We start from the raw sequence: 25,649 nt of genomic DNA, 5'->3' as shown, positions 1-25,649 counted from the left end.
CTTCCTCCAGCTTCTCTTCGTTCGGCGGGGATGGTCGGCTTCTACGGCACGGGGGACATCTTCGCCATCGCCGACGCGCTGCTCGGGCTGCCCGACGACGCCCTCGGCGGCGTCTTCGACGGCAATCCGGCGCGGCATGGAACGTTGGTGCGGGGGCTGCCCGTCCGTCCACCGGCGGAGGCCGCCGCCTCGTCCTGCGCCTGCGTCGTGCTGTGCACCCAGGCCGCCGAGGCCGCCATGCGCCGGGCCCTGACGGACGCCGGCTTCCGTGGCCGGATCATCGGCTTCAACGAGATTCTGGAAGCGGTCTGCGACGAGGCGTCGGACCGCCAGGGCGTTCACAGGCTGGTTGGTGCTCATGGAGCGGAATGACGGCTGGCAGTTCCACATCGTTACCTGACGCTGAAACCATGACGGGCATTGCTCCATCGCAGAGCCTGCCATTGCCAACCGCTCCCTGCGCGCCGGGATTGAGCTCTGCAAAACCGGTGCGGTTCACCGGGCGCAGCGAAAGCCATACGCGATCTCCAAACACGTCAAGGCACACCGATACAAATGCAGGCATCTATACCTTTACCAAGAAGAAGGATACGCGCGCAGCTCTCGATAAATTAATGACACGTAATATTCTCATGTCTACACTCCTGCCATATCCTGGCCGCAACCGAAAGCCGCATCCAGATGGAACAGCTTGAGACCTTTTCCTCCCTTCCCAAGGATCAGGAGATCTTCATATTTGGTGCGTCGCAGGGTGGGTCTCTGCTTGGAAGGGAAATTGTTGCGGCCGGTTATCGCCTTTGCGCTTTCATCGACAGCTTCAAGATCGGAGAACTCGACGGGTTGCCGATCCTCCATCCGGATGCCATTGCCGATCGAATTGATCGGGCCGCCTCGATCCTGATCGCCAGCATGCGCGGGGATGAAATCGCACCGATTTTGCTCTCGAAAGGCTTCACGAGGATTTTCAACGCTTATCCGCTGGTTCTGAATTGTCTGGATCGTGCCAAACAGTTGGCTGTCGAACGAGCTGTTGCGGTCATTGGAAAGCAAAATCTTGATACGTGGTTGGGTAGCCGTGACTACACCGCGACGACCGTCATTGTTCAATTGTCCTCGCGTTGCAATCTGCGTTGCGTCTATTGCACCCAGGGTGTGAAGGAGATTGAGAACTCGACGGACATGCCGGCGGACATAGTTGAGGGGATCATCGAGTACACCCGCCATCACAAGGTGAAGAAGGCGCATCTGGGCGTTTTCGGCGAAACCCTCGTCTACAAAGGATGGGAGCGCATCAGCAGCGACCTCGCCGAAGCCGGAGCCAAGCTGTACGCCACGACCAACCTCGCAACACCGCTGACCGACATTGAACTCGAAGCCATGTGCAGCTTCACGGAGTTGTTTATCAGCATCGACGTCATAGACATTCCGCTCCAGAAGATCATCCGGAAGTCGGTGGACGTCCGCACCATTGTCTTCAACATCCAGTGTATCCGCGCGCGCGCCATCGCCTCCGGCAAGCCGGCCCCGAAGATCCTCTGGAACTGCGTGCTGCTCGACCAGAACGCGGCACGGCTCAAGGAATATGTGTCCTTCGCGGTGGCCTGCGGCGCCGACGGCATCATGTTCAACGACATTGCCTACTACCAGGAATTGCCGGTGACGTTCCTGAGCTTGTTCGAACTCGACGACGATGCCTTCCTGACGGCATACAAGGGGCTTGAAGAGGGCATGGAACTGGCCGCGCGCCATCGTATTCCGGTCACCTTTCCGAACAACAGTGACGACCGTCTGGCGCGCCGCAAGGACATTATCGAGCGCCGCCGCCGTGGGGAAAATGCGGTGGAAGACTTCGTCAAGGTTACAACGCAAAACATTCAAGGCCATCAAACCTATTTTGCCGACGACGAAGGACTGACGCCCGGACAGACCCGTTTGTGTCTCGATCCCTGGGAGTCCATGGTCGTCATGCCCACCGGCGTGATGCACACCTGCTGTGTCCGTGGCAAGGACATGGGGAACGTGAAGGCGGCAGGCAGCACTGAGGCGGTGTTCAACGGCCCGGAATTCCGCGAGTTGCGGCGCCAGTTGTTGAGCGGCGATGTCCGCGACGAGAGCTGCGCCAAGTGTCTGTGCCGGCCAGTTGGCACGCCGGAACAGCTGCGCCACGCCCTTGTCGAGCATCTTCTGACACACGACAGAACGGTTGCAGGGTTTGCCAACGACTCAGCCGCGGTTCGGCACGATGCGGAACCCGGCGCGTGAACCGCACCGGGTTTCCTGGAGTCCTCATTTTTTGAGAGTTCCGCAGCGCACCCGCTGCATGACCCTGGAAATCATCGCCCCGCTCGGCGATGATGCCGCCGTCAGCCTGCCCGCCGCGGCCACCTGGCACCCCCGACCAGAGTGCGGGGAACCATAGTGACTGGCTCATCCAATCCTACACGACGGCTCGGGAAACAATCCGATCATGTCGCGCAGGATTGGGAACGGCCCATCTGAACCACGATTCTTCATCACCCTTCCAAAAAGATGTTTGATAGGTTCTTGTTCACGCTTCGGGTGGACCGGTACGGAATGCTCGGATCGGCAAAGGTGGAGACCAGGGTGCGCAATTGGATTGACGGGGGTGGGACAATGATGGGCTGCATCCTCATGCGGACGGCAAGGGCATGATGACGGGTTTGCGCATTGTCCGTGTTTGGCCCCAGGTCTTTGTTCCGCTGCTCCGGCAGATGTACCGGGACCATCCGTGGCTGCTCGACGCGCCTTATGAAGAGCACCTCGGCTTTATCCTGAGGAACCAGTACACCTACGGCGAGGGCTTCTCGCGGGAGATGCGGCGGCGCGGCTACGAGGCGCAGGAGTGCATCTCCAATCTGGTCCGCCTGTTCTGCTCCTGGGCGCGCGACCGCAGCCTGCCGCCGCCCGATCGCCTGTCGGCGCCCTCCGATCCCTGGATGGAAAACGTCCTGCTTGGAGTCCTGCGCGAGCAAGCTCCCGACATCATCTATGTCCAGGGCCTGTCCGCCTATCGTCCGGGCTTCTGGGCGCGTGTCCGCGCCGAGGTGCCCAGCGTCCGCCTTATTCTCGGCTATCTCGGCTACACCCTGTCCGACGGTCAGGCCGATGGCATCGATCATCTGTTCATCGGCGCTCCCTCCCTGCTCGACCGGAATGCGCTGCCGGGAATGCCCCGGACCCTGCTCTACCATGCGTTCGACCCCGAGATCGCCCCTCTCGCGGCCCCGGAACCGGGGAGCCCGACCGAGGATTTCATCTTCGCCGGGAGTTGCCCCGGCCTCGGCACCGAGTACCGGGGCCGTTTCCTGGCCTTGAGCCGGCTGATGTTTGACCAGGGCCTGCGCTGCTGGCCGGCCGACAATCCGCGGCCGGAAACGGCGGTGACGGCGGCCGCAGTGCGCGACCGCATCGCAGACCGCTTGCGCGCCCTTCCCCCCGGCCTTTCCCCTGGCCGCGCGGTGGCCGACCTGTTGGACGGCACACCGGAAGCGGCGGAGCTGACGCTGGGACAAATCTTTCCCGACCACTGCGCTCCGCCGGTCTTCGGACTGGAGATGCACCGGTTGCTCGCCCGATCGCGTCTGGCCTTCAACCTGCACACCGGCATTGCCGCCGGCATGGCCGGCAACATGCGGATGTTCGAAGCCACCGGGAACGGCTGCTGCCTGCTGACGGAGGCGGCTTCGAACATCCGCGACCTGTTCGAGCCGGACGTGGAGGTCGTCACATACGCCAGCGTCGACGAGGCTTTGGAAAAGGCCCGCTACCTGCTGGAGAACGAGCCCGCGCGGCGAGCCATCGCCGAGGCCGGGCGCCGACGCACCTTGTCCTCGCACACTTTGGCCCAGCGGTGCGACGTCATCGAGGACGTCATCCGCCAACGGCTGGGCCGGTAAGGACCGGCCTTGTCGGGATTGGGAAGAAAACGCATGCCGCCCTTCCACTTCATCATGGTCGTGTGGGGTGAACGCTTCACCCGCTTCTTTCTGGATGTGGCGCTGCCGTCCCAGCTTGCCTCCGACGGATTGCCGGCCATGCGGCACCTCGACAACGCCGTCTACCGCATCTTCACCACGGAATCCGACGCCGCCGTAATGACCGCCGATCCGGCCTTCGACCGTCTGTCGGCGTTGATGCGGGTCGAATTCACCGTGGTGGAGCCGGGAGCGGAGGCGCTTCTATCGGCGGACCGCTACGCCACGATGACCGCCTTCCACCGCCGGGCGGTGGCCGAGGCTTCCGTCGACGGCGCCTATCTGGTGTTCCTGGCCCCGGATGCCATTTTCTCGGCCGGCACCTTCGCCCACGTCGAGGCGCGCGCGGCCCTTGGCGACGAACTGGTCATGATCGGCGGTCCCCGCACGGTGATCGAGGATGCGGTTCCCGTGGTGTTCGCCCGTTTCCGGCAACCCGACGGCACCATCTCCATCCCTCCGCGCGATCTGGTCCGCCTGATGATCGATCATCCGCACCCGATCTCCAAAAGCCTGCGGTGGGGAACGCCCGGGTTCTGTTGCGCGGAGGCTTCGCATCTCTATTGGTTCGCCAGCGACAACGCCGCCTTCGTTGCCCACTGCTGGCATCTGCATCCCATCCTGGTGCGGTCGCGCCCCGGATCGAGCGCCTTTTCAGAGACCATCGACGGCGATTATGTCCTGCGGACCGTCCAGGCCCCCGAGCGAATCCACGTCATCCAGTCGTCCGACGAGGCTTGCGTGCTGGAATTCAGCCGGCGCGACCATTGGGCCGAGGTGGCCGGCACGCCCCTTCCCTTTTCCCTGGAGCGGACACTGGAATGGGCCGCCCAGAGGACCAACCGTTTCCATCGGCGCTTCTTCGACCAACCCATCCTGTTCCGCGCCCATGGGGCGAGCGAGGAGGCGATCGAAGCCTGTCTGGCCGAAGCCGAAGCCGCCGCCGCCCCGATCGCCCGCGCCGTGGCGGAGCAGATCGCCGACGTGGACTGCGCCTTCGACGTCCGCGACCTGGCCGGCGCCCGACACCTGTACCTGTACGGGTGCGGCCGCTTCGGCACGACGGTGCTCGACGTCCTGCGCCGGTCGGGTGTCACGGTGACCGCCTTCATCGACAGCGAGCGGGACGGCACGCTCGACGGCCTGCCCATCCTTCCCTTCGCCGCCTTCCGGGACGATCACCCCGCGGGAGCCGTCGTGCTGATCTGCTCGATGTTCTTCACGCCGATCGCCCGGAAGCTGGAGGCGGTGCCGGATTGCCGGGTGCTGCTGGCACGGCCGCTGTTCAACCGGGCGGAATCCGGCCCGCTGGTGGAATTGCCGCTGACGCGCTGGACTCCGACGCCATCGGTGCAGGAAGCCTTGCCATGACCGGTGCAGGGCTCGCGCGCCGGTCCGTCGTCAGAAAGTAGGGGAGGGCGCCCCGCGCACCGATTGGAACTGGTCGAGCAGCCGCGCGGCGTGGATGAAGGGCCAGAAGTACAAGGTGCCGGCGGCATACCCCTCACGAAGGCTTTCCTCCACCAGGGCGCGGATGCGCGGTCCGTCCCAGAAAGGCGATTGCAGGAAGCCGGCCGATCCGACCACGTCCAGCATGTACTGCCCGAACGGCCCCTTCAGCCAATCGAAGACGGGGGTGACGAAGCCCAGCTTCTGGCGGCGGCCGGAAATCTCCCGCGGCAGGATGTCGGACAGCGCATCGCGCAGGATGTATTTCGAATAGCCGTCCCTGACCTTCGAGGCCGGGGGCAGGGCGAAGGCGAGACAGACGAGGCGCCAATCCATGAAGGGAGCGCGGATTTCGACCCCATGCGCCATCGAGCAGCGGTCGAAGTTGCGCAGGATCGTGGGCAGGGTCGTGAAGTGCAGGTCGGCATACAGACAGCGGGTCAGGGGATCGTAGCAGCCGAAACGCTCAAGGTCGCTGTCCCGGCCGGGCAAAGCCGGAGGCTCCGGCTTTGTCCGCAGCAAAGCGGACCGCCCGTCCCAGGCGCCGGCGCGGCCCGGGCTGTATCCAGGCACCGCGAAGCCTTCAAGGGTCCTTTGATACTCGGCCCGCAGGCGCTCGTCCCGAATCTCGGTGATGGCCGACGCCAACTGGTGGGTGTAACCGACGAACAGTTCGTCACCCCCATGCCCATCCAACGACACGACCACGCCGTCCTGCCGCATCCGCCTGTACAGCAGCCAGGGAGCGGACGCGTTCTCGATGATGTCCTCGATGTCGAAGATCGCCTGATCGGCGTTGGCAACGACCTCGTCGACATGGATGGTTTGGAAGATTCCGCGGGTCCCGGCCGAGCGGATGACCGCCTCGGCATAGGGGCGCTCGCTTTGCAGACTGTCCGGGTAATCGGCGACATAGGCGCGCTGCCAGTCGCTGGCGGTCCGGGCCGAGCCCTGTCCGGCCAGATGGGCAATGGCGCAATGGACCGCGCTGGAATCGATGCCGCCGCTGAGGGCGGTGGCGACGGGAACATCGCTGCGCAACCGGATGCGGCAGGCGTCGAGGAACAGCGCCCGGACCTGCTCCCTCTGCTCCTCATAACGCAGGGGCGTGGCCGGCAGGTGGTCCAGCGTGTTCCACCAACGCTCCAGGCGCGGGGACCCGCCGGCCTGAAGGGTCAGGCAATGCCCGGCGGGCAGCCGACGGATGGCGCGGAAGAGGCAGTCCTGCGTTCCTTCCAGGCGGGAGGGAAAAGCGATCGCGACGGCCAGGGCGTTGGCATCGACCGTCCAGTCGATCCAGGACAGAGGCAGGAAGGCCTTCATCACGGAACCAAAAGCGAAGTCCCGTCCCGTCCATGCGTAATGGAGCGGTTTGACCCCGAACCGGTCACGCGAAAGGAAAATCCTCTTTTCGACGGCGTCCCAAACAGCAAAAGCCCACATGCCGTTCAGCTTCAACTGACACGCGGGACCCCATTGGATGAAGGACTTCAGCAGGACTTCGGTGTCGCTCCGGGTCTGGAAAGTCCATCCGAGGGAGAGGAGTTCTTCGCGCAGTTCCAGGAAGTTGTAGATCTCCCCGTTGAAGCTGATCCAGAAACGGCCGTCCAGCGCCGCCATGGGCTGGTCGCCGGCACTGGACACGTCGAGGATGGGCAGCCTTGTGTGGACAAGCCCCAGGCCACCGTCGACATGCATGCTCCAGCCGTCGGGGCCGCGGCTGCGAAGCATGGCCGCCATCCCCTCAAGCTCCGCGGGATCGGCCTTCCGCCCGTCCGACCGCAGCACGCCGGCAATCCCGCACATGACCCGTCCCTTCCCTCTTTTCCCGAACAGGCGTGGGCATTCCACGCGATGCCCACGCGATGCCGGACACCGGTTCCAGACCCGCAAGATAAGGCGTCCGGGCTGAAAAAGCTGTTACTGCCGCTTCTCCCGCGTCGAGGGAGCAGCCCCAGATCAGGCCGGAACCGGATCAGGACGGAAAACAACCATTGAGCAGAGCAAAGGGGGACGGTTTCCGTTTTGGTTGCATAAACCGATTGTTAACTGCGATCGCCCACGGTATCCGCGTCCTTGCAAGCCGGGTCGCCGTCGATCCGAAACAATCACGTGGAGCATGCACTTGAGCGCCGACACCGTAAAGCATGGCGATTTCACCGGGCTGGCGAAGGACTACGCGCAATACCGGCCGGCTTACAGCGAAACGGTGCTGTCCGCGATTCTCGGCTTGGTCGGCAAAACGCCGGGCGAGATCGACGCGGCCGATGTCGGCGCGGGCACGGGAATTTGGACCCGCATGCTGGCACGGCGCGGCCTCCGTTCGGTAACCGCCGTCGAACCCAACGCCGACATGCGCCAGCACGGCGCCGCCGACCCCGACAACGGCGCGATTTCCTGGCGCGCGGGAAGCGCCGAGCACACCTCCCTGGCGGACGGTTCGGCGGACCTCGTCTCGATGGCCTCGTCGTTCCATTGGGCGGATTTCGATGTGGCGACCGCGGAGTTCCACCGCGTGCTGCGGCCGGGTGGCCATTTCATCGCGCTGTGGAACCCCCGCCTGATCGAAGCCAATCCGCTGCTGGTCCGGATCGAGGAACATCTGCGCGCTCTGGCGCCGGATCTGAAGCGCGTCTCGTCGGGCCGGTCCGGAATCGCCGCGACGCTGACCGAGCGCCTTTGGACCTGCCCCCGGTTCGACGATGTCGTCTACCTGGAAGGGCGGCACACGGTTGATCTGTCGGTTGCCCACTATCTCGGCGCATGGCGGTCGGTAAACGACATCCAAGTGCAGCTCGGCCCGCAGCGGTTCGCGGACTTCCTTGATTTCGTCGCGGATCTGCTCAAGCGCGAGACGGCGGTCACGACAACCTACCTGACCCGCGCCTGGGTTGCCCGGCGGGCCTGAACGGGATCCCGGCTCGGCGGTCCCCGGCCAACCGGACCGTCCGCCTTTCATGGATTTGAGCGGACTCGGAAGAAGCAATGGCATCCGTCTACAGCAATTTGAAGTTCCTGCGCTTCCGCCCGCAGATCGAAGCCCTGGAACGGGACGGCGCCGCGGCTCCCGTGCATGTGCGGATCAAACCCATCAACCGCTGCAACCACAATTGCTGGTACTGCGCTTACCGTGTCGACAACCTTCAGCTTGGCGAGGCCATGAAGGTCGAAGACCGGCTTCCGACCGAGACGATGTTCGAAATCGTCGAGGATCTGGTCGGAATGGGCGTGAAGGCGGTGACCTTCTCCGGTGGCGGCGAACCACTGCTCTACAAGGAACTTCCCGAGGTGGTGCGCCGGCTGGCCGAGGGAGGCGTCAAGGTGGCGACCCTGACCAACGGCGCGAACCTGCGGGGCGCCATGGCCGATGCGTTCGCCCGCTACGGAACCTGGGTTCGGGTGTCGCTGGATGCCTGGGACGAGGACAGCTACACCGCCGCCCGCGGCGCGGCGCCCGGCTCCTTCGGTCGGCTGATGGGCAATCTGCGTGGCTTCGCCGACCGTGGCGGGGATTGCGTGCTGGGCGTCAGCTTCATCGTGGGAGAGGCCAACGCCGCCCGGCTTGCCCAGGTGTGCACGGCCCTCAAGGAGGCGGGCGTTCATCACGTGAAGGTCAGCGGCGCGGTGGTGTCCAACGACCGGGAAGCCAACAACGCCTATCACCGGCGGCTTCAGCCCATCGTCGCCGCACAGATCGCCGAAGCGAAAGCCCGCCTGGAAGACGAGCGGTTTTCCATCGTCGACCATTATCACGAGTTGGAGGACCGCTTCGAAAAGACGTACCGGCGCTGCGGCTTCCTGCGGTTCCTGACCGTCATCGGTGCCGATTCCTGCGTCTACACCTGCCAGGACAAGGCCTACACGGAAGCCGGACGGCTGGGCTCCCTCGCGGGGCGGCGGTTCCGGGACTTCTGGTTTTCGGAAGAGAACCAGGAACGCATGCGGGCCCTTGATCCCTCACAGGTCTGCCGCCACCATTGCGTCGCCCACCGCAAGAACCTGATTCTGGAGGAATATCTGGCGAACACCGGCGACCATGGCCTTTTCGTCTGACGTCCTGGCGTCTTGCGAAAAGCCAAGGAAGTCCGCTGGGTTCCGTCAATGCCGCAGGGTGAGAGGGCAGACGTCGCGCATCGCAAACCCGCCGGGAGGTTATCGGCCAGACCTCCAGCCGCAAGGGCGTCGTGGGCGACTGGCGCTCCACCTTCACGCCGGCCCCGTGGTGGAGAAGTTCAAGCGCCTGACCGGCGACGCGCTGATCCGCCTCGGCTACGAAACATCCGTGGACGGGGGGACGCCACCGCAACGGGCTGACGGGATGAGCCCCGGGGGCATTCAACCAACTGTTCATCATTCGGCAGCATCATCGCGTGAACGGCTGGCCCCGGTGCCTGTTGCCTTGCGATGAGGGAACTTCTTGACCATCGAGCTGCACCAAAACCGCCCCCCGGCTTATCGGGACGAGTTGCCTTCCTCGCTGGCCGATATAAACGCGGAACATCTGAACGGACTTGTGGACAGGCTCCTTGTGGACGAAGCGGCGGCCGGGCAATCCAGGATTCACGGGCCGGGGCTGGTCGTTTGGATCACGGGGCTGTCCGGTGCCGGAAAGACGACGGTGGCCGGCCTGCTCGCGCCCTGCTTTCAAGAGGCCGGGCGGCCCTGCGTGACGCTCGATGGAGATCATCTGCGCGCGCTGCTGCGCAACGAGTTGGGGCTGGAGACCGGACACGACCGGGAGCAGAGACTGACCCTGGCCAGGCTCTATGGCCGGCTGTGTCAGGCCGTTGCCACGCGCGGCTGCGACGTGTTGTGCGCCACCGTTTCAATGTTTCACGATGTTCGGGCATGGAACCGGGCGCACATCCCGAACTATCTGGAAGTTTACCTGCGGGTTCCCCTGGATGAGCTGCGCCGCCGCGATCCAAAGGGTCTTTATGCCCGGTCTGCCGCAGGGGAGGTCGCCGGCATGGTGGGGGTGGAGGTTCCGGCGGAGGAGCCGAGCCGCCCCGACCTCGTCATCGACCATCACCCGGACCGGACACCGGCCGTCACGGCCCATGACATCTGGCGAACCATCCGCGAACGGCACGCGGCGAGGGGATAACGTTTTCTCGTTTTCTTCGCCATCCCCCAACTTCAATTTCATAATTTCCCCGTCCACTCACCATAATATTTAAGAAGAGGGAAGAAAACGGACATGCGGGCGATCCATTTCTACGAAGACATTCCTGCGGACCAGCCGATCTACATTTATGGGGCCGGAACCGCTGGCCGGACGATCTTCGCCCGCATCGGCGCGCACCGGAAGGACGCGGTCAAAGGCTTCGTCGACAGCTACGCCCGCGGGGAGATCGACGGGCTTCCCATTCTCGATCCGGTGGCCGACCGGGACAGGCTGAAGGACGCCGCCATCCTGATCGCCAGCCAGGCCTGGGCGGAGATCCGGCACAAGCTGCTCGGGCTGGGATTCACCAATGTCCACAACGCTTACCCGCTTTATGCAGCCGTTGCCAATCGAATCCCCCAGGATGACGGGTTCGGCACCCCCGCCTTGCGCGACGCGCTGATCGAACGGATCGCCCAGTCCCCCGAGGGGACCCGCTTCGTTGTCGTCGGATGCAACGGGTCGGCGGAGGGACTGGTTTCGGCGCTGTGCGGCAGTGCCGTGTCCGGCAGGATCGTCGGGCACTGCGACATCGGGATGTTTGGAAAAGAGGAGTTTCTCTTTTCGATAGCGACACTCTTCTACCGCTACGCCTTGAATGGCTTCGACAGGCTGATCCTGGCGGTCGGTCCTTCCGATTTCAGGTCGGTGGTCAGGAGGGTGAGAACGATCCAGAGCATTCCCACGCCGATGTGGATCCCGAAACGGCGCCTGGATGATCTTGGCCTTCCGCGCCAGATCGGCACCCCTCTTGGCCCTGATCTGGTCGAGATTGGGGATGAAATGACCGAACGCCATGGCGCGCCCTTGGTCGTTGTCGTGCCGCCTTGCGCCGGGACAATGCGTTTTCTGCCACAGATCGAGAATTTGCTGACGCTTCTTGGTTGGACCAACAAGCCCTATATGCCGCTGACCAACAACTCCTACTTCTTCAGCCGTTTCAGAGGGACAAAAGAGGGCGTTCCTTATGCCGACACCAAAGCAATGGCGGATTCCTATTTAAAAGAAAACACTGATTCCTGGTACTGGTTTGCGCGGTCTTTGCGGCATTATGAATATCTCACGATGCACGACCACAGCATAAATCTTGGTCGGTTCACCGATCTCCCGTTCCGCATGGTCGTTCTGATGCGGGATCCGCGCGACATCATCAATTCTTACTTCCATAGGGTCTATCTATGGAATGAGTCGTCCCAATCCGTGGAAGATTTCATGCTCGACCTTCTGGATGGCGGGATGAATTATGTGTGGCCGGAAGGTGGATTCCGCTGGGCGAGCGCCAGGGAGTGGACGGACAGCTATATCGCGGCCGTCGAGAGCCCCAACATGGAGGTGGTCCGGTTCGAGGATCTGCACCGGGACGAGATCGGAACGCTGCGCAGCCTCCTGACCCGGCTGGAGCTTTGCCCCAATCCCTTCGTCGACATCACCGAGGCGAACCTGCGCTTCGCGGCCCATCTGGGCAGCTTCGAGCACCAGACCAACGGGCAGGCGACGCGCGGCGAGACCCGCCGGGAGGTTATCGGCCAGACCTCCTGCCGCAAGGGCGTCGTGGGCGACTGGCGCTCCACCTTCACGCCGGCCGTGGTGGAGAAGTTCAAGCGCCTGACCGGCGACGCGCTGATCCGCCTCGGCTACGAAACATCCATGGACTGGCAGGCAGATCTCCCGGAGCCGGGCTGAAGGAATTTGTCCCAAGCGCCGCTTCGGCTGCCCGCCCGTTCGGTGGCATTGCTGCTTGAAGGGGTGTAATTTCCAACGTTAGGATGGATATTGACGCTCTTTGGGGCGAATTTTAAAACGCACCCCACCCTCGACACATCAGCATTGGCCATGACAACGACCGACATTCACACGACAGTGGCGGAGAACGGCGGTCATGGCCAACGCCGTCGGGATCAGGCGGTCACGCCGGTCGGAAACCTCACCCTACCCATCCCCCACCCTTCTTTCCCATGGCTGGCGCAATCCAAGGCGCGGACCCTGGCGGCCCTGGCCGGACAGTTGCGCAACGCGACGGTCCCGCCGCTGGAGATCGTGCCCTTGGGCGAGTGGCTGCGCCAGCCTGGACAGACCCTGGCCGCGTTGAAGGCGCGGAACTGGCCGCTCATGGCGGTTCGCTCCTCGGCGGCACAGGAAGACGCGGCCGACGGCTCCATGGCCGGCGCCTTCCTCACGCGGCTGCACGTCCGCCCCCAGGAACTGGCCGACGCCTGCGCCGAGGTCGTCTGGTCGATGACCGAGCATCCCGGCAGCCATGAGTTCTTCGTCCAGCCGATGGTCGAGGACGTCGTCATGGCCGGGGTGGCCTTCACCTGCGATCCCAACGGCGGCGGCCCCTACCATGTCGTCAACTACAGCGAGGGGCACCGCACCGACGCCGTGACGGGCGGCGACGGCGACGGGCTGCGGACCTGCTACATCCATCATGCGGCCCACACCATGCCAGCCCGCCTGGAGGGCGTGGCGGCGTTGCTGCGCGAACTTGGGGAACTGTTCCCCGACAGCCCGCTGGACGTCGAATTCGCCGTCCGGCGCGATGGATCGGTGGTGCTGCTCCAGGTGCGCCCCCTGGTCCTGCGGGTTCCGCAGCCGAACCCGGACGAGCACGCCGCCTGGGTGGAGCGGATCGCCGCCAAGGTCGCCGGCGGCCAGACCCGCCACCCCTTCCTGTTCGGCCAACGCACCGTCTACGGGGTGATGCCGGACTGGAACCCGGCCGAGATCATCGGGGTCCGGCCGCGGCCGCTCGCCCTGTCGCTCTACAAGGATCTGGTGACGGATGCCATCTGGGCCTACCAGCGCGACAACTACGGCTACCGCAACCTGCGCAGCTTCCCCCTGCTGCAAAACTTCCAGGGGGTGCCGTTCATCGACGTCCGGGTCAGCTTCAATTCCTTCCTGCCCAAGGACCTGCCGGACGAGTTGGCCGAGCGGCTGACCGACCACTATCTGACCACCCTCGTGGAGCATCCGGCCTGGCACGACAAGGTCGAATTCGACATCGTGTTCAGCTGCTACAGCTTCGACCTGCCGGAGCGGCTGGAACGGCTGAGAGCCGCCGGCTTCGCCCAGGCCGAGATCGACACGCTGGCCGACTGCCTGCGGCGCCTGACCCACCGCATCATCCACCACGGGCAGGGGTTGTGGCGGCAGGACCGGGCCAAGCTGGACGTGCTGGCCGAGCGGCGGCGGACCATCCTAGACAGCGACCTCGACGCCCCGCACAAGATCTACTGGCTGCTGGAGGACTGCAAACGCTACGGCACGCTGCCCTTCGCCGGCTTGGCGCGCGCCGGGTTCATCGCGGTGCAGCTGCTGCGCTCGCTGGTCGATGTCGGGATTTTCACGGAAGCCGAACGCAACCAGTTCATGCGGTCGCTGGAAACCGTGTCGGGCGAGATGGGGCGCGACTTCCGGCGCCTGTCCAAGGCCGCCTTCCTGGAGCGCTACGGGCATCTCCGGCCGGGCACTTACGACATCACCTCCCCCCGCTACGACGCCGCCCCGGACCTGTATTTCGATTGGTCGAGCCAGAACGACCACCCGCCGGAACCGGCCGAGCCCTTCTGCCTCAGCCTGGAGCAGTTCCGCCGGATTGAGAGGCTGATGGCGCAGCATGGACTGGACGATTCCCTGCTGGGGCTGTTCGATTTCCTCAAGGCGGCGATCGAAGGGCGCGAATACGCCAAGTTCGTCTTCACGGCCAACCTGAGCGACGCGCTCGAACTGTTCGCCCAATGGGGTGCCGAGCAGGACTTTGATCGCGAGGCCCTGTCCTTCGCCGACATCGGCACCGTGGCCCGGCTGGTCGGCGGGGCGGACGATGCGCGCGACTTGCTGGCGCGCTCCATCGCCTCGGGGCGTGAGCGCTACGCCCGCACGGGCAGCATCGTGCTCCCCCCGCTTGTCACCACCCCCGACGAGGTGTGGAGCTTCCACCTGCCAACCACCGCGCCCAACTTCATCACGCAAAAGCGCGTGTCGGCGCCCATCGCCCTGACCGACGCCGGGCGCGAGGCTCTGCGCGACCGCATCGTCCTGATCCCGGCGGCCGACCCCGGCTACGACTGGCTGTTCACCTGCGGCATCGCCGGTTTCATCACCCAGTATGGCGGCATCAATTCCCACATGGCGATCCGGGCGCAGGAACTCGGCCTGCCGGCGGTCATCGGGTGCGGTGAAGCACATTACCAGACATGGTCGCGGGCCCACCGGCTGCAGATCGACTGCGTCGGCCGGCAGGTGACCGTCCTGATGTGAGCGCGCGATGAGCGGGACGGTGCGAGGATGACGCTTCCGGTGATCGGCTTGACCCAACGGGTCGAGGAGGTGGCGGGATGGAACGAGCGCCGCGACCAGCTCGACCAGAACTGGGCGCGCTTCGTCCACGCCCTGGGGGCGGTCGCCCTGCCCTTGCCCAACCACCTCGACACGGTGAAGGCCCTGGTGCCGGGACTGGCGGGGGTGATCCTTACCGGCGGCGGCGATCCGGCAGCACTCGGCGGCACGACGCCGGAACGCGACGCCGTGGAGACGGAACTGATCCGGCGGGCGGGCGCCGGGGCCTTTCCGCTGGTCGGCGTGTGCCGAGGCTTCCAGTCCCTGGCCTGCGCCTTCGGCGGACGCTTCACCGAGGTTGCCGGCCACATCGGGACGCCCCACCCGGTCACCGGCGGCTGGGGTGGGCGCACCGTCAACAGCTTTCACCGCTACGGCCTGCCCCAGGCTCCGGAGCCCTTGATCGCCGAAGCCCGCAGCGCCGGCGACGGGCTGGTTGAGGCGATCCGCCATCCGTCCCTTCCCCTGGCCGCGGTGATGTGGCATCCGGAACGGACGCTTCCTTTCGATCCCCGGGACATCGCCCTGTTCCGCAACCTGCTGGCCCTGCCATGAAAGCCATTCTCCTCGCCGCCGGCCGCGGTTCCCGCCTCGGCGCCGTCACCGACACCCATCCCAAATGCTACGTCCGCCTGCACGGGCGGCCCCTGGTGGAGTGGCAGATCGAGGCACTGACGGCCGCCGGCATCGGGGAGATCGCGGTGGTCCGGGGCTATCTGGCCGAATTCTGGGACCGCCAGACCCTGCCGGTGACGCGCTTCTTCACCAACGACCGCTGGCAGCGGACCAACATGGTCGCCTCGCTGGCCTGCGCCGGGGAGTGGCTGGCCGACGGTCCCTGCGTGGTCAGCTACACCGACATCGTCTACAGCCCGGACAGCGTGCGCACGCTGCTGGCCGCGCCCGGCGACATCGCCATCACCTACGACCCCGACTGGTTCTCGCTGTGGAGCCAGCGGTTCGCCGATCCCCTGGACGACGCGGAGACCTTCCAGGTCGACACGCAAGGGCGGCTGACCGGTATCGGCGCCCGGCCGAAGGCGCTCGCGGAGGTGGGGGGGCAATACATGGGCCTGCTTCGCCTGACCCCGGACGGCTGGCGGACGGTGACCGATTGCATCGCGAGCCTGCCGGCGGCGGAGGCCGACCGGCTGGACATGACCGGCCTTCTCTCCCGCCTGCTGGCGCGCGGCGTGGAAATCCGGGCGGTTCCCATCGCCGAACCCTGGTGCGAGGTCGACCAGCAAAGCGACCTGAGCGTCGCGGAGCGGATCTTCAGCCCGCAGGGCAACACCGGGCGATAAGCCGGACGGCGTTACAGCGCGTCCAGATCCGCCAGGATCTGCTCGGCCCGGTGGCGCCACAGGTGCTTTTCCGCGATGACGCGGGCCGCCGCCGCGCCCATGCGCGTGCGGGCCGCGTCGTCGCGCAGGGTCCGTGCCGCCGCCTCCTCGAAGTCCGCCGGGCCGTACGCGACGTAATGGGTGCCGGGCTGGAAGTCGGTGTGGAAATGCTCGTCCACGTCCGGCCGATGGAGCCGGTTGATCATGACCGCACCGCCGCAGCCCATGGCGTCGAGGGTGCGGAAGTGCAGCGGCCAGGCCGAGTTGTTCACGTTCAGCCGGGAGGCCCGGTAAACGGCGGCGAGGTCGTGCGGATCCACCAGTTCGCCCCCGTAGCGGCGGGCGTAGTCCGGCCACAGAACCCAGCCGGGGCCGCCGAAGAAGCGGACGTTCGGGGACACGCGCAGCATGGCGTCGGCGACGGCGCGGCGGTCCTTGATGCGCAGCAGCACCTCGTCGAACAGGAACAGCGCGTTTCCGTCCAGGGTGTCCGGATCAACCGCGACGCCCCGGCGCGCGCACTGTTCGACCAGGAATCCGTGCACCGCGCGCAGGCGGATGTCGGAATAGCCGATGGGCGAGGCGAGGAAGGCCTCGGCAAACTCGGCGAAGGTCCCCACGGCCTGCCCGCCGGCCTCGATGGTCGCCCGCATGACCGTATCCGGCGGCGGCGAGTACATGTGCCCGACCAGCGAGAGATCCCAGCGCGGCTCCGTGAGGGCGGGGTGATGGATGTCCGGGTTCACGCCCGGCCACAAATAGCGCCACGCCGGCAGCGTCTCCGGATCGATGCCGTAGATGTCCGGCGGCAGCATGAAATAGAACAGGTCGCTGCCGCCGAAGCGGTCGAGCAGGCGCTGCCCCTCGTACTGGAAATCCTGCATCCAGGCGAGATGGCGGCACGGCACGTCGCAGCCGGTGATCTGGTCGCGGCAGCGGTTGATCTCCAGAATCGCATCCGGCCGAAAATTGCCGAGGAAGGCGGTGAGCAGGCGCCCGTCGGGCAGTGGCCAGCCGGCGTGCGCGTCCACGCCCAGTTCGGCGAACCCCGCCCGCAGTCCCATCAGCACGTTGACGTACAGCGGCGAGGCCGGAGCGAACAGGGCGATGCGCGGACGGCGGGCCATCATCCGGCCTCCGGCACGGTCAGGCGGATGCGCCCGTCCACGACGCGCGCCGCCATGCGGCTCTGCTCCAGCAGGGCCGTCGCCAGGAGCGAGCCGTCCAGGGCATCCGTGATGCCGCTCGCCACCAGACGGCGCTCGATCTCGCCCACGAAGCTCGAGCCGATGAGCACCGCATCACCTGGCCGGCGCAACGCAAGATACTGGTCGAGCCGGTGCATGGGCAATCCGTCCACGCTGCCCTCCCGGAACGAATCAATGTATCCGGCCACACCCAAACCCGATCCGATCAGGTATCGCACCAGGGCCTGTCCGCCGGCGCCCGAACCGTAAACATAAACGCGCGCATCCCGGCACAGATCGGAGGCGATGACGAACGGAACGGCCATGAAGTCCTTGAATGTCGCGCGGTGAAAGCCCCCGGGGGGGATGCAAAGTCGGGCGATGATATGCGAAACGGATCGCGAGAAGGGCATAATTTCGTCCGGCGCGGCTCATGCGCGCAACGCGCACCCTGCAACCGCTTCCAGACATTCCGACCGGCGGAGGTGGAGGTGGAGCGTTGCGTCGATACGGACACTCATGCGCCGTGGCTGGCCAAGCGCGCACCCTGCGGTGCCGACAGGCTTGACCCGCCGGGAACGGGTGCTCCAAGTTCGCTTCCCTCGGTCGTCCTTTCCTGCGCGGACCCCATGACATCAGAGGCTTTCCTCGATCCCGATTGGCTCGCCCGCATCGACGCCGCCGACGTCATCTTCGTCGCGCAGGACGGTTTCAAGCTGGCACCGGCCCGCGTGCGCGCCTACAGCTTCGCGAAGCTGGTCAACCAGCGCGGCATGCGCGCGGAGGTGCTGTCCTTCTTCGACCATCTCGGCGCGGCCGAGCAGGGCCTGCTGGCGGCCGGCTTGCCGGATGAGGAAAAACTCCGCCTGAATCTGACCGCCTTCGAGGTGCTGTCCCGCAACCCGCAGGCGCTGCTCTACGTGCAGAAGGCCGGCTATCACGCGATCGCCTGTCTGATGGCGGCGGCCTGCAACGGCAACAAGATCGTCCTGGACTATGACGACTACGATCTGGGCAGCCGACCCTACCGCCGGATCGAACCCTGGCTGCCCTCGTTGAGGCCCGAGGAATTCCTTGCCCGCTTCGCCGCACGCGCGCAGGCTTGCGTGGCGTCCAGCCGGCGCATCCTGGACCTGCTCGCCCCGTTCAACCCGAACACGCACCTCGTCCACACGGTGGCGGACCGGGACGTGTTCAATTCCGACCGCCGCGGCGAACCGCGCCGCCGCTTCGGCGATTGCGTGAACATCCTGTGGTGCGGGGACGTATGGGGCGACATCCCCATGAGAGACATCGTCTTCGGCGTCGATGCCTTCGCGCTGGTGCCAAGCCGCATCCGCCGCAAGGCCCGCTTCCACATCATCGGCTTCGGACGGGCCTGGGAGGAGCTGAAACGGCGCCTGCGGCAGCGTTACCCGGAGATGGACAATCTGGTCTTCCACGAGCACATCCCACCGGGCGAGTTCGGAGCGGTGCTCAACGAGATGGACATCGGCGTGCTGCCCTACGCCGACAACGCGTTCAACGCCTCGAAGAGCCCGACCAAGATGTTCGAGTACATGCTGGCCAAGGTGGCGGTCTGCGCCACGCCGGTCGGCGAGGCGGTGCATTGCCTGGAGGACGGCACGTCCATCCTTTTGGGGGAGGGGCTGGAGGACTTTTCCGCTCGGCTGGCGATGCTGATCGGCGACGACGGCAAGCGCCAGGCCGTGGCCGACGCCGCCTATGAACGGGCGCTCGCCGACTACACGCTGGATGCCGTCGGCGACCGGCTGGTTGCCATCATCCGGCGGGCCATGGTGCCGGAAGCCTCGTCCGACCCGGCGGGGGTGCCGCTCGAAACATTCATGCGGCAGGCTCTGGGCCGCCGGCTGGCAATGCCTTCGCGCGAGGTGACGCTCGCCCGCGGGGACCTGCAGGCCGTGGCGGCGGCCTCCGACCTCGCCGCGGTCGATCCGCGCCGCTGGTCGGCGCCGCTGCTGGCCTTGCTGGACTGGCCGGGCGCCGCACAGAGCGAAGGCGTGCCCAAAGAGACTCTGGTCCGCCTCAAGGAGGCGGCGCTCCGCGACCGCAACGCTTGCCGCCTGCGCCCGCTTCTCCGGATCGCCGCGATGGAACGGCCGGACGGGCCGCCGTGCTTCGGCAAGCTGGCCGCGTCGGAAGATTGGGAAGACCCTGCCTGGTTCGCCTGGGCGCAGCGCTTCAAGACGAACTGCGGCACCTTTCACGTCAGCGCGGCCGACAACATTTCCGATTTCGAGGCGCTGCGGGACGACGACCTGCTCAATCATGTCTACAGCTACTTCAAGCGCAGCCGGGGAACCTGGGAACGCGTGCATCTCCTGTACGGGCTGGACCGCCTGGGGCTGCTCGACGGGAAGGCCCGGATGCTGGTCGTCAGCCCAGCCATCGACGGCTTCTATCTGGCCCTAACGGAGTGGGTTTCCCGTGTGGATGTGCTGGACATCGGTGACGGGACGGCGGCACGCGCGAAGCGCGCAGCGGCGGGTGACGTGGACACTTGGCTGCTGAAGCCCCGTCTGTTCCACCGCGACCGGATCGTCATCCACCATGGCCTGCCCAGTCCCCATTCCGAAGCCGCCCATTCCAAAGCCGCCCATTCCAAAGCCGCTGGGGAACGGCCCTGGGACGCACTCCTCCTGCTTCAGGACACGATCTTCGATCCGGCCGCCGGCAGCCTGCTCGCCTGGGCGGACGAGCGTCTGGCGGACGGCGGCGTTTTGGCCGTCATGGGAAGGCTGCGCCTCAACGGCGGCACGGATGTGGCCGGCCTCGGCCCCGAACTGGCCGGAGACGGTCTCGCGGCCCTGTTCGCGCGGCACACGGGCTTCGAGCTGCTGGGCGACTTCGATGCTTCGTTGAGCGACGCAACGCTCGACCGGCTGGTGCGGACCGGCTCGCCCGGTGCGGAGAATCCGCATCTGGTGGCGTTGACCGGCGACACCCTGCACGCTTCTGCGGTCTGGTTCTGCCGCAAGACGGGCCCCACGGCGCCTGGAGGCTGGACGCATCTGGCCGCAGCGTTGCGCGCCTGACGCGAAAGCCACGGCGGCAAGCACGATTTGAGGCTTTGTTAACCTTTGCCCTTCGATCATCGGCCCATTCCGCCGCAAGAAAGTTTTGGACAACGCCCCGCTATGAACGCCATACGCCCTTACAGGATCGTCGTCACCGGCGGGGCGGGGTTCGTGGGCTCCAATCTGGCTCTCGCGTTCAAGCGCGACCGGCCGGAGGCGGAGGTGGTGGCCTTCGACAACCTGCGCCGGCGGGGCTCGGAACTGGCCCTGGAGCGCCTGCGCGCGGGCGGGGTGCGCTTCGCCCATGGCGACGTGCGCAACCCGGAGGACCTGGAGGAACTCGGCGCCTTCGACCTGCTTCTGGAATGCTCGGCCGAACCGTCGGTGCACGCCGGTTACGGGGGAAGCCCCGCCTACGTGATCAACACCAACCTGGTCGGCACGGTGAACTGCCTGGAGGCGGCGCGGCGCCACGGCGCCGACGTGGTGTTCCTGTCGACCAGCCGCGTCTATCCCATCGACCCGTTGCGCCGGCTGCCGCTGGAGCGCGGCGCCACCCGGCTGGTGCTGCCGGATGGGGCCGGCGGGCCGGGCTGGTCGGCGGCCGGGATCGCCACGGACTTCCCGATGCCGGGCAGCCGGTCCATCTACGGCGCCACCAAGCTGGCGTCGGAGCTGATGATCGAGGAATACGGCGCCATGTACGGCGTGCGCGCCGTCATCAACCGGTGCGGCGTGCTGACCGGCCCCTGGCAGATGGGCAAGGTGGACCAGGGTGTTGTCGTGTTGTGGGCCGCGCGCCACCTGTACGGCGGCAGCCTGTCCTACAGCGGCTTCGGCGGGGAGGGGCTGCAGGTGCGCGACCTGCTGCACGTCGCCGATCTGTACGACCTGCTGACGGTGCAGGTGGCCGGCATGGACCGATTCCGCGGACGCGTCTTCAATGTGGGCGGCGGGCCGGAGGTGAGCGTGTCCCTGGCCGAGCTGACCGCGCTGTGCGCCGAGCGGGCGGGCCGGAGCATCCCCATCGCCGCCAGCCCGGAAACCCGCAACGCCGACATTCCCTGGTACGTCACCGACAACGCCGACGTCACGCGGGCGACCGGCTGGCGCCCGCGGCGGTCGGCCCCGGCCATCCTGGACGAGCTGTTCGCATGGCTGGACGAGCACCGGCGCGTTCTGGAGACTATCTTGCAGTAGGCCGCGGTCTGCACGCGGCGGTGTCGCCATGATCTTACTTTGAACGGAAGACCCTCATGTCCCTTGTCATCGTCACCGGCTCGGCCGGCCTGATCGGCGCCGAAGCCGTCGGGTTCTTTGCGGAGAAGGGATTCGACGTCGTCGGTGTGGACAACGACATGCGCGGCTACTTCTTCGGCGAGGAGGCGAGCACGGCCTGGAGCCGGGAGCGGCTGCAACGGCGGCACCGCTCCTACACGCACGTCACGGCGGACATCCGCGACCAGGACGCCATGGACGCCCTGTTCGCGCGCTACGGCTCGTCCATCGCCCTGGTCATCCACACCGCGGCGCAGCCTTCGCACGACTGGGCGGCGCGCGAGCCCTTCACCGACTTCTCGGTCAACGCCAACGGCACGCTGAACCTGCTGGAGATGACGCGCCGGCACAGCCCGGAGGCGCCCTTCATCTTCACCTCGACCAACAAGGTCTACGGCGACACGCCCAACGCCCTGCCGCTGGTGGAGCAGGAAAGCCGCTGGGAACTCGACCCGTCCCATCCCTGGGCCGCCCACGGCATCCCGGAAGCGATGAGCATCGACCAGACCAAGCACAGCCTGTTCGGCGCCTCCAAGGTCGCCGCGGACGTGATGGTGCAGGAATACGGGCGCTACTTCGGCATGAAGACGGCCTGCTTCCGCGGCGGCTGCCTGACCGGGCCGGGCCATTCCGGCGCCCAGCTCCACGGCTTCCTGGCCTATCTGGTGAAATGCGCGGTCACCGGCACGCCCTACCGGGTGTTCGGCTACAAGGGCAAGCAGGTGCGCGACAACATCCATTCCTTCGACCTGGTGAACGCCTTCTGGCACTTCTTCCAGAAGCCGCGCAGCGCCGAGGTTTACAACATCGGCGGCGGGCGCCATTCCAACTGCTCGATGGCGGAGGCCATCGCCAAGGCCGGGCAACTGACCGGCCGGCCGATGGTCTGGAGCTACGACGAGACCAACCGGATCGGCGACCACATCTGGTGGATCAGCGACATCCGGCGTTTCCAGGAGCATTATCCGGACTGGTCGCTGACCCGCGACATCGACGGCATCCTGGCCGAGATGCACGCCGAGATGGCCGACCGGTTCGCCGGCTCCTGATTGCCGGTCAGTGAATGAGGAACCGCGGGAAGCGGTGGAGGGAAGCGCGATGAAGGTCCTGTTCAGCAACCCGCCCTGGTGGGTCAAGCGGTTCGCGTTCGACGGCGACGACGCCCCGGCCTCGGCCTGGTTCAGCGGCGTGCGCGCGGGTTCGCGGTGGCCGCACACCAATCAGGCCCATTCCACGCCGGGCAACTTCGTGTTCGGCGAATACATGCCCTATCCCTTCTTCATGGGCTACGCCGCGACCTACGCCGCCAAGGCCACCGGGGCCAAGGTGGTGTTCCGCGATTCCATCGCGCTGCGCGAGTCCTACGACAGCTATTTCCAGCACCTGCGCGAGGAGCGGTACGAATACGTCTTCATTGAAACGGCGACCCCCTGCTGGGACCATGACCAGACGATCGTCCGGCGCATCAAGGAGATGCTGCCCGACACCAAGATCGTGCTGACCGGCGCCCTGTCAGCCAAGGGCGAGGCGGTGATGGCGGATCACCCGATCCACGCGGTCATCCAAGGCGAGTACGAGAAGGGCAGCGTGCGCGTCCTGAACGGCGCCACCGGCATGCTGCCGCACGACCTGCTGAGCGTCGCGGAGATGAACGCCGCCCCCTACCCCTACTTCGACGAGCTCATCGCCCACCGCTATTGGGACGTGAACCCCGCCGGGCAGAAGGCGCCGCAGCTCCAGGTCTGGGCCAGCCGCGGCTGCCCCTACAAGTGCATCTTCTGCGTCTGGCCGGCGACCATGACCGGCAACGACCCGGACGGCACCGGCAAGCGTTCGGTCCGCTTCTACACCCCGGATTACGTCGAGGGGATGCTGCGCGAGCTGGTCGGCCGCTACGGCTACAAATCCATCTACTTCGACGACGACACCTTCAACCTCGGCGACAAGCATGTGCTGGGGATCTGCGAGGTGATGACCCGCATCGGCCTGCCCTGGTCGGCCATGTGCCGCGCCGACACCATCAAGCTGGACACCTGGAAGGCCATGCGCGACAGCGGCTGTTTCGGCGTCAAGCTGGGCTTCGAGAGCGGCAACCAGTGGGTCAACGACAACATCGTCAACAAGCGCCTGAACCTGGAGACCGCCCGCGCCGCGGTGCATGAGATCAAGCGCCTGGGCATGACGGTGCACGGCACCTTCACCTACGGCCTGCCGGGCGAGACGCACGAGCAGATGCAGGACACCAAGTCCTACATCGCCAGCCTGCCGCTCGACACCTTCCAGGAGACGGGCTGCGGCGAGATCGAGGGCACGCCCATGTCCACCCTGCGGGAAAAGGGCCATCTCGACCGCTACGCGGGGGCGGCCCTCGACGAGCAGTATCTCTACGTGCCCGACGGCGGCGAGAAGATGCGCCGCCTGTCCGAAGGCGACCTTGCGATCGGGGCCGACAAGGCCAAGAGCAGCTCCGACTACCTGATCCGCCAGTGGCGCGCGCTGGGTGCCGCTGTGACCGGGGCGGCGGCGGACGGCCCGGTGGCCCTGTGGGGCGTCGGCACCGACTTTTTCGAGACGCTGGCCCAGGCGCCGGCGCTGAAGCCGCTCATCAAGGAAGGGCGCGTGCGGCTGTTCGACACCAAGCTGGCCGGCCAGTCGCTGGACGGCACCCCGGTGGAGCCCCCCGCCGCCCTACCCGGCTTCGCGGGGCCGGTCTTCCTGACGCCGCGCATCGTCTCCTCCCGCACGGCGATGCGGCAGGACGCGGCGCGGCTGGGGATTCCCGCCGCCGCCCTGCGCGACCTCTACGACGACGCGCCCGTTCCGGCGGAGTAAAGCCGGCGGAGAGGTTGGTCAGGCCAGGAACCGCGCCAGCCTCTCCCACCCCCCGCCCGGCGTATCGGCTCTCTTGCGGGCGAACCAGACGGCGGTGATGTGCAGGGCCTCGCCGGTGCGGATGACGAAGTTCGGGTTCGCGGACCCCGGCGCGCCGGTCGTCACGAAACGGTCGAGCGTGGCGTCGCTGAGCGACAGGTCCACCGATCCCGGCAACTCCATCCCGGCGTCCGCCAAGGCATCCCCCAAGGCCAGGGCCTGACGGGGGGTGAGGCCCGGCACACCCGGGCGCCCGTTCAGCCGGATCTCCGCCGAGAAGGCCAGCACCCCGCCCGGCGCCAGACGCCGGCCGATCCAGGCCAGCAGCGCCGCCGCCTTTCCCTCCACCGCCAGGCGCGACAGCGTGTTCTGCGGCAGGACGGCGGCGTCCCACGGCGCGTCGGCGAACAGCTCCGGACCCGGCATCCCGTGATGGATCGCGATGCGGTCGCGGTGGAAGCGGCGTGGCTTGGCGAGCCAGGGGTCGCGGTCGCCACGCCCCACCCGCTCCGCATGGGCCGGCGCCCCCGGCCCGACATCGACCACCCCGACGGCCCGCGCCAGTTCGGTCAGCATCAGGTAGAACCCGTCCACCTCGGCGCTCAGCACCAGGGCGCGGGGGCCCCGCTCCAGCAGGCCCAGCTGGTCGAGGCCGTAGAGGAACTGCGCGCGCTCCCAGGTGCCGCGGCTGCGCTTGAAGAAGTTGTCGATGTTGTTGCGGGCGTCCTCGTCGCGGCGGCGTTCGGCGTCGGCGTCGTCGAGGTAGGGGGCCTGGAAGGTGGCGACGTTGGTCCGCACCCGCACCGCCCAAGGCCGCCAGCACGGGTCGTCCCAATCCTCCGCCGCGGCGAGTTTGGCGAGCGCCGGCGGACCGGCGGGCCGGTCCCGCACCGGCAGGAGGATCTCCGGGCGCAGCCGGGCGGCGTTGCGGTGGCACGCCGCCGCGGCCTTCAGGGCCGCCACGCGGTCCGGGGCCACCC

Annotated in this window: 18 protein-coding genes and 1 pseudogene; 15 read left to right on the top strand and 4 right to left on the bottom strand. The window is 66.5% G+C overall.

Annotated elements, in window-relative coordinates:
* The 4 genes from QSG27_RS16195 to QSG27_RS16180 all read left to right on the top strand — a co-directional run.
* On the top strand, window positions 1-372 hold a 372-nt coding region (locus QSG27_RS16195), incomplete at its 5' end, for a hypothetical protein (RefSeq protein ID WP_306707861.1).
* 309 nt (window positions 373-681) lie between these two features.
* Window positions 682-2,262 carry a radical SAM protein gene (locus QSG27_RS16190; RefSeq protein ID WP_306707859.1) on the top strand — a complete coding sequence of 527 codons (1,581 nt, stop codon included), beginning with the start codon at window positions 682-684 and terminating at the stop codon, window positions 2,260-2,262.
* 407 nt (window positions 2,263-2,669) lie between these two features.
* Window positions 2,670-3,917, top strand: a complete 1,248-nt coding sequence (locus QSG27_RS16185; RefSeq protein WP_306707857.1) for a glycosyltransferase family protein — start codon at window positions 2,670-2,672, stop codon at window positions 3,915-3,917.
* Between the two features lie 33 nt (window positions 3,918-3,950).
* The gene (locus tag QSG27_RS16180; protein WP_306707855.1) at window positions 3,951-5,366 is read left to right on the top strand and encodes an LbetaH domain-containing protein; all 1,416 of its coding nucleotides are present in this window, start codon (window positions 3,951-3,953) and stop codon (window positions 5,364-5,366) included.
* Window positions 5,367-5,396: 30 nt separating this feature from the next.
* Here QSG27_RS16180 and asnB read toward each other — a convergent pair whose 3' ends face one another.
* Window positions 5,397-7,250, bottom strand: coding sequence for an asparagine synthase (glutamine-hydrolyzing) (gene asnB / locus QSG27_RS16175; protein WP_306707853.1), 1,854 nt, complete (start codon window positions 7,248-7,250; stop codon window positions 5,397-5,399).
* A gap of 319 nt (window positions 7,251-7,569) precedes the next feature.
* Between asnB and QSG27_RS16170 the strand changes: the two genes are divergently transcribed.
* The 7 genes from QSG27_RS16170 (at window position 7,570) to QSG27_RS16140 (ending at window position 16,256) form a co-directional block, all read left to right on the top strand.
* Window positions 7,570-8,352, top strand: a complete 783-nt coding sequence (locus QSG27_RS16170) for a class I SAM-dependent methyltransferase (protein ID WP_306707851.1) — start codon at window positions 7,570-7,572, stop codon at window positions 8,350-8,352.
* A 77-nt stretch (window positions 8,353-8,429) separates the two neighbouring features.
* Window positions 8,430-9,497 carry a radical SAM protein gene (locus tag QSG27_RS16165; protein ID WP_306707849.1) on the top strand — a complete coding sequence of 356 codons (1,068 nt, stop codon included), beginning with the start codon at window positions 8,430-8,432 and terminating at the stop codon, window positions 9,495-9,497.
* 364 nt (window positions 9,498-9,861) lie between these two features.
* Window positions 9,862-10,551, top strand: coding sequence for an adenylyl-sulfate kinase (locus tag QSG27_RS16160; RefSeq protein WP_306707848.1), 690 nt, complete (start codon window positions 9,862-9,864; stop codon window positions 10,549-10,551).
* 93 nt (window positions 10,552-10,644) lie between these two features.
* Window positions 10,645-12,294 carry a sulfotransferase domain-containing protein gene (locus tag QSG27_RS16155; protein WP_306707847.1) on the top strand — a complete coding sequence of 550 codons (1,650 nt, stop codon included), beginning with the start codon at window positions 10,645-10,647 and terminating at the stop codon, window positions 12,292-12,294.
* 150 nt (window positions 12,295-12,444) lie between these two features.
* Window positions 12,445-14,874, top strand: coding sequence for a PEP/pyruvate-binding domain-containing protein (locus tag QSG27_RS16150; protein ID WP_306707845.1), 2,430 nt, complete (start codon window positions 12,445-12,447; stop codon window positions 14,872-14,874).
* Window positions 14,875-14,901: 27 nt separating this feature from the next.
* A complete protein-coding gene (locus tag QSG27_RS16145; protein ID WP_306707843.1) occupies window positions 14,902-15,507 on the top strand; it encodes a gamma-glutamyl-gamma-aminobutyrate hydrolase family protein in 606 nt (201 codons plus the stop codon).
* A complete protein-coding gene (locus QSG27_RS16140; protein ID WP_306707841.1) occupies window positions 15,504-16,256 on the top strand; it encodes a phosphocholine cytidylyltransferase family protein in 753 nt (250 codons plus the stop codon). The genes QSG27_RS16145 and QSG27_RS16140 overlap by 4 nt, the downstream gene beginning before the upstream one ends.
* 11 nt (window positions 16,257-16,267) lie before the next feature.
* Here the strand turns inward: QSG27_RS16140 and QSG27_RS16135 are convergent, their stop codons facing one another.
* A complete protein-coding gene (locus QSG27_RS16135; RefSeq protein ID WP_306707839.1) occupies window positions 16,268-17,422 on the bottom strand; it encodes a glycosyltransferase family protein in 1,155 nt (384 codons plus the stop codon).
* Window positions 17,422-17,808 (bottom strand): hypothetical protein, encoded by a 387-nt coding sequence (locus QSG27_RS16130; protein ID WP_306707836.1) that lies wholly within the window; start codon window positions 17,806-17,808, stop codon window positions 17,422-17,424. Before QSG27_RS16130 ends, QSG27_RS16135 begins: the two co-directional genes overlap by 1 nt.
* Before the next feature lie 303 nt (window positions 17,809-18,111).
* On the opposite strand from QSG27_RS16130, the gene QSG27_RS16125 reads away from it, so the two are divergent.
* From QSG27_RS16125 to QSG27_RS16110, 4 genes are all read left to right on the top strand, one after another.
* A complete protein-coding gene (locus QSG27_RS16125; RefSeq protein WP_306707834.1) occupies window positions 18,112-20,538 on the top strand; it encodes a glycosyltransferase family protein in 2,427 nt (808 codons plus the stop codon).
* Window positions 20,539-20,640: 102 nt separating this feature from the next.
* Window positions 20,641-21,720: an NAD-dependent epimerase/dehydratase family protein gene (locus tag QSG27_RS16120; RefSeq protein ID WP_306707832.1), complete on the top strand. Its 1,080-nt coding sequence runs from the start codon at window positions 20,641-20,643 to the stop codon at window positions 21,718-21,720.
* A gap of 56 nt (window positions 21,721-21,776) precedes the next feature.
* On the top strand, window positions 21,777-22,847 hold the full coding sequence (locus QSG27_RS16115) for an NAD-dependent epimerase/dehydratase family protein (protein ID WP_306707830.1): 1,071 nt from the start codon (window positions 21,777-21,779) through the stop codon (window positions 22,845-22,847).
* A 49-nt stretch (window positions 22,848-22,896) separates the two neighbouring features.
* Entirely contained in the window at window positions 22,897-24,630 is a 1,734-nt protein-coding gene (locus tag QSG27_RS16110; protein ID WP_306707828.1) for a B12-binding domain-containing radical SAM protein, read from the top strand.
* A gap of 18 nt (window positions 24,631-24,648) precedes the next feature.
* On the opposite strand, the pseudogene QSG27_RS16105 reads toward QSG27_RS16110, so the two are convergent.
* Window positions 24,649-25,649, bottom strand: a pseudogene (locus QSG27_RS16105) (glycosyl transferase); the annotation flags it as partial.

The organism is Azospirillum isscasi (assembly GCF_030849505.1).
Lineage (GTDB): Bacteria > Pseudomonadota > Alphaproteobacteria > Azospirillales > Azospirillaceae > Azospirillum > Azospirillum isscasi.
This window is presented reverse-complemented; position numbering and strand designations above follow the sequence as displayed.

Coding starts and splice junctions, on each gene's coding strand:
- QSG27_RS16190 (WP_306707859.1), top strand. CDS start 682: ATGGAACAGCTTGAGACCTTTTCCTCCCTTCCCAAGGATCAGGAGATC.
- QSG27_RS16185 (WP_306707857.1), top strand. CDS start 2,670: ATGATGACGGGTTTGCGCATTGTCCGTGTTTGGCCCCAGGTCTTTGTT.
- QSG27_RS16180 (WP_306707855.1), top strand. CDS start 3,951: ATGCCGCCCTTCCACTTCATCATGGTCGTGTGGGGTGAACGCTTCACC.
- asnB (WP_306707853.1), bottom strand. CDS start 7,250: ATGTGCGGGATTGCCGGCGTGCTGCGGTCGGACGGGCGGAAGGCCGAT.
- QSG27_RS16165 (WP_306707849.1), top strand. CDS start 8,430: ATGGCATCCGTCTACAGCAATTTGAAGTTCCTGCGCTTCCGCCCGCAG.
- QSG27_RS16155 (WP_306707847.1), top strand. CDS start 10,645: ATGCGGGCGATCCATTTCTACGAAGACATTCCTGCGGACCAGCCGATC.
- QSG27_RS16150 (WP_306707845.1), top strand. CDS start 12,445: ATGACAACGACCGACATTCACACGACAGTGGCGGAGAACGGCGGTCAT.
- QSG27_RS16145 (WP_306707843.1), top strand. CDS start 14,902: ATGACGCTTCCGGTGATCGGCTTGACCCAACGGGTCGAGGAGGTGGCG.
- QSG27_RS16140 (WP_306707841.1), top strand. CDS start 15,504: ATGAAAGCCATTCTCCTCGCCGCCGGCCGCGGTTCCCGCCTCGGCGCC.
- QSG27_RS16135 (WP_306707839.1), bottom strand. CDS start 17,422: ATGGCCCGCCGTCCGCGCATCGCCCTGTTCGCTCCGGCCTCGCCGCTG.
- QSG27_RS16130 (WP_306707836.1), bottom strand. CDS start 17,808: ATGGCCGTTCCGTTCGTCATCGCCTCCGATCTGTGCCGGGATGCGCGC.
- QSG27_RS16125 (WP_306707834.1), top strand. CDS start 18,112: ATGACATCAGAGGCTTTCCTCGATCCCGATTGGCTCGCCCGCATCGAC.
- QSG27_RS16120 (WP_306707832.1), top strand. CDS start 20,641: ATGAACGCCATACGCCCTTACAGGATCGTCGTCACCGGCGGGGCGGGG.
- QSG27_RS16115 (WP_306707830.1), top strand. CDS start 21,777: ATGTCCCTTGTCATCGTCACCGGCTCGGCCGGCCTGATCGGCGCCGAA.
- QSG27_RS16110 (WP_306707828.1), top strand. CDS start 22,897: ATGAAGGTCCTGTTCAGCAACCCGCCCTGGTGGGTCAAGCGGTTCGCG.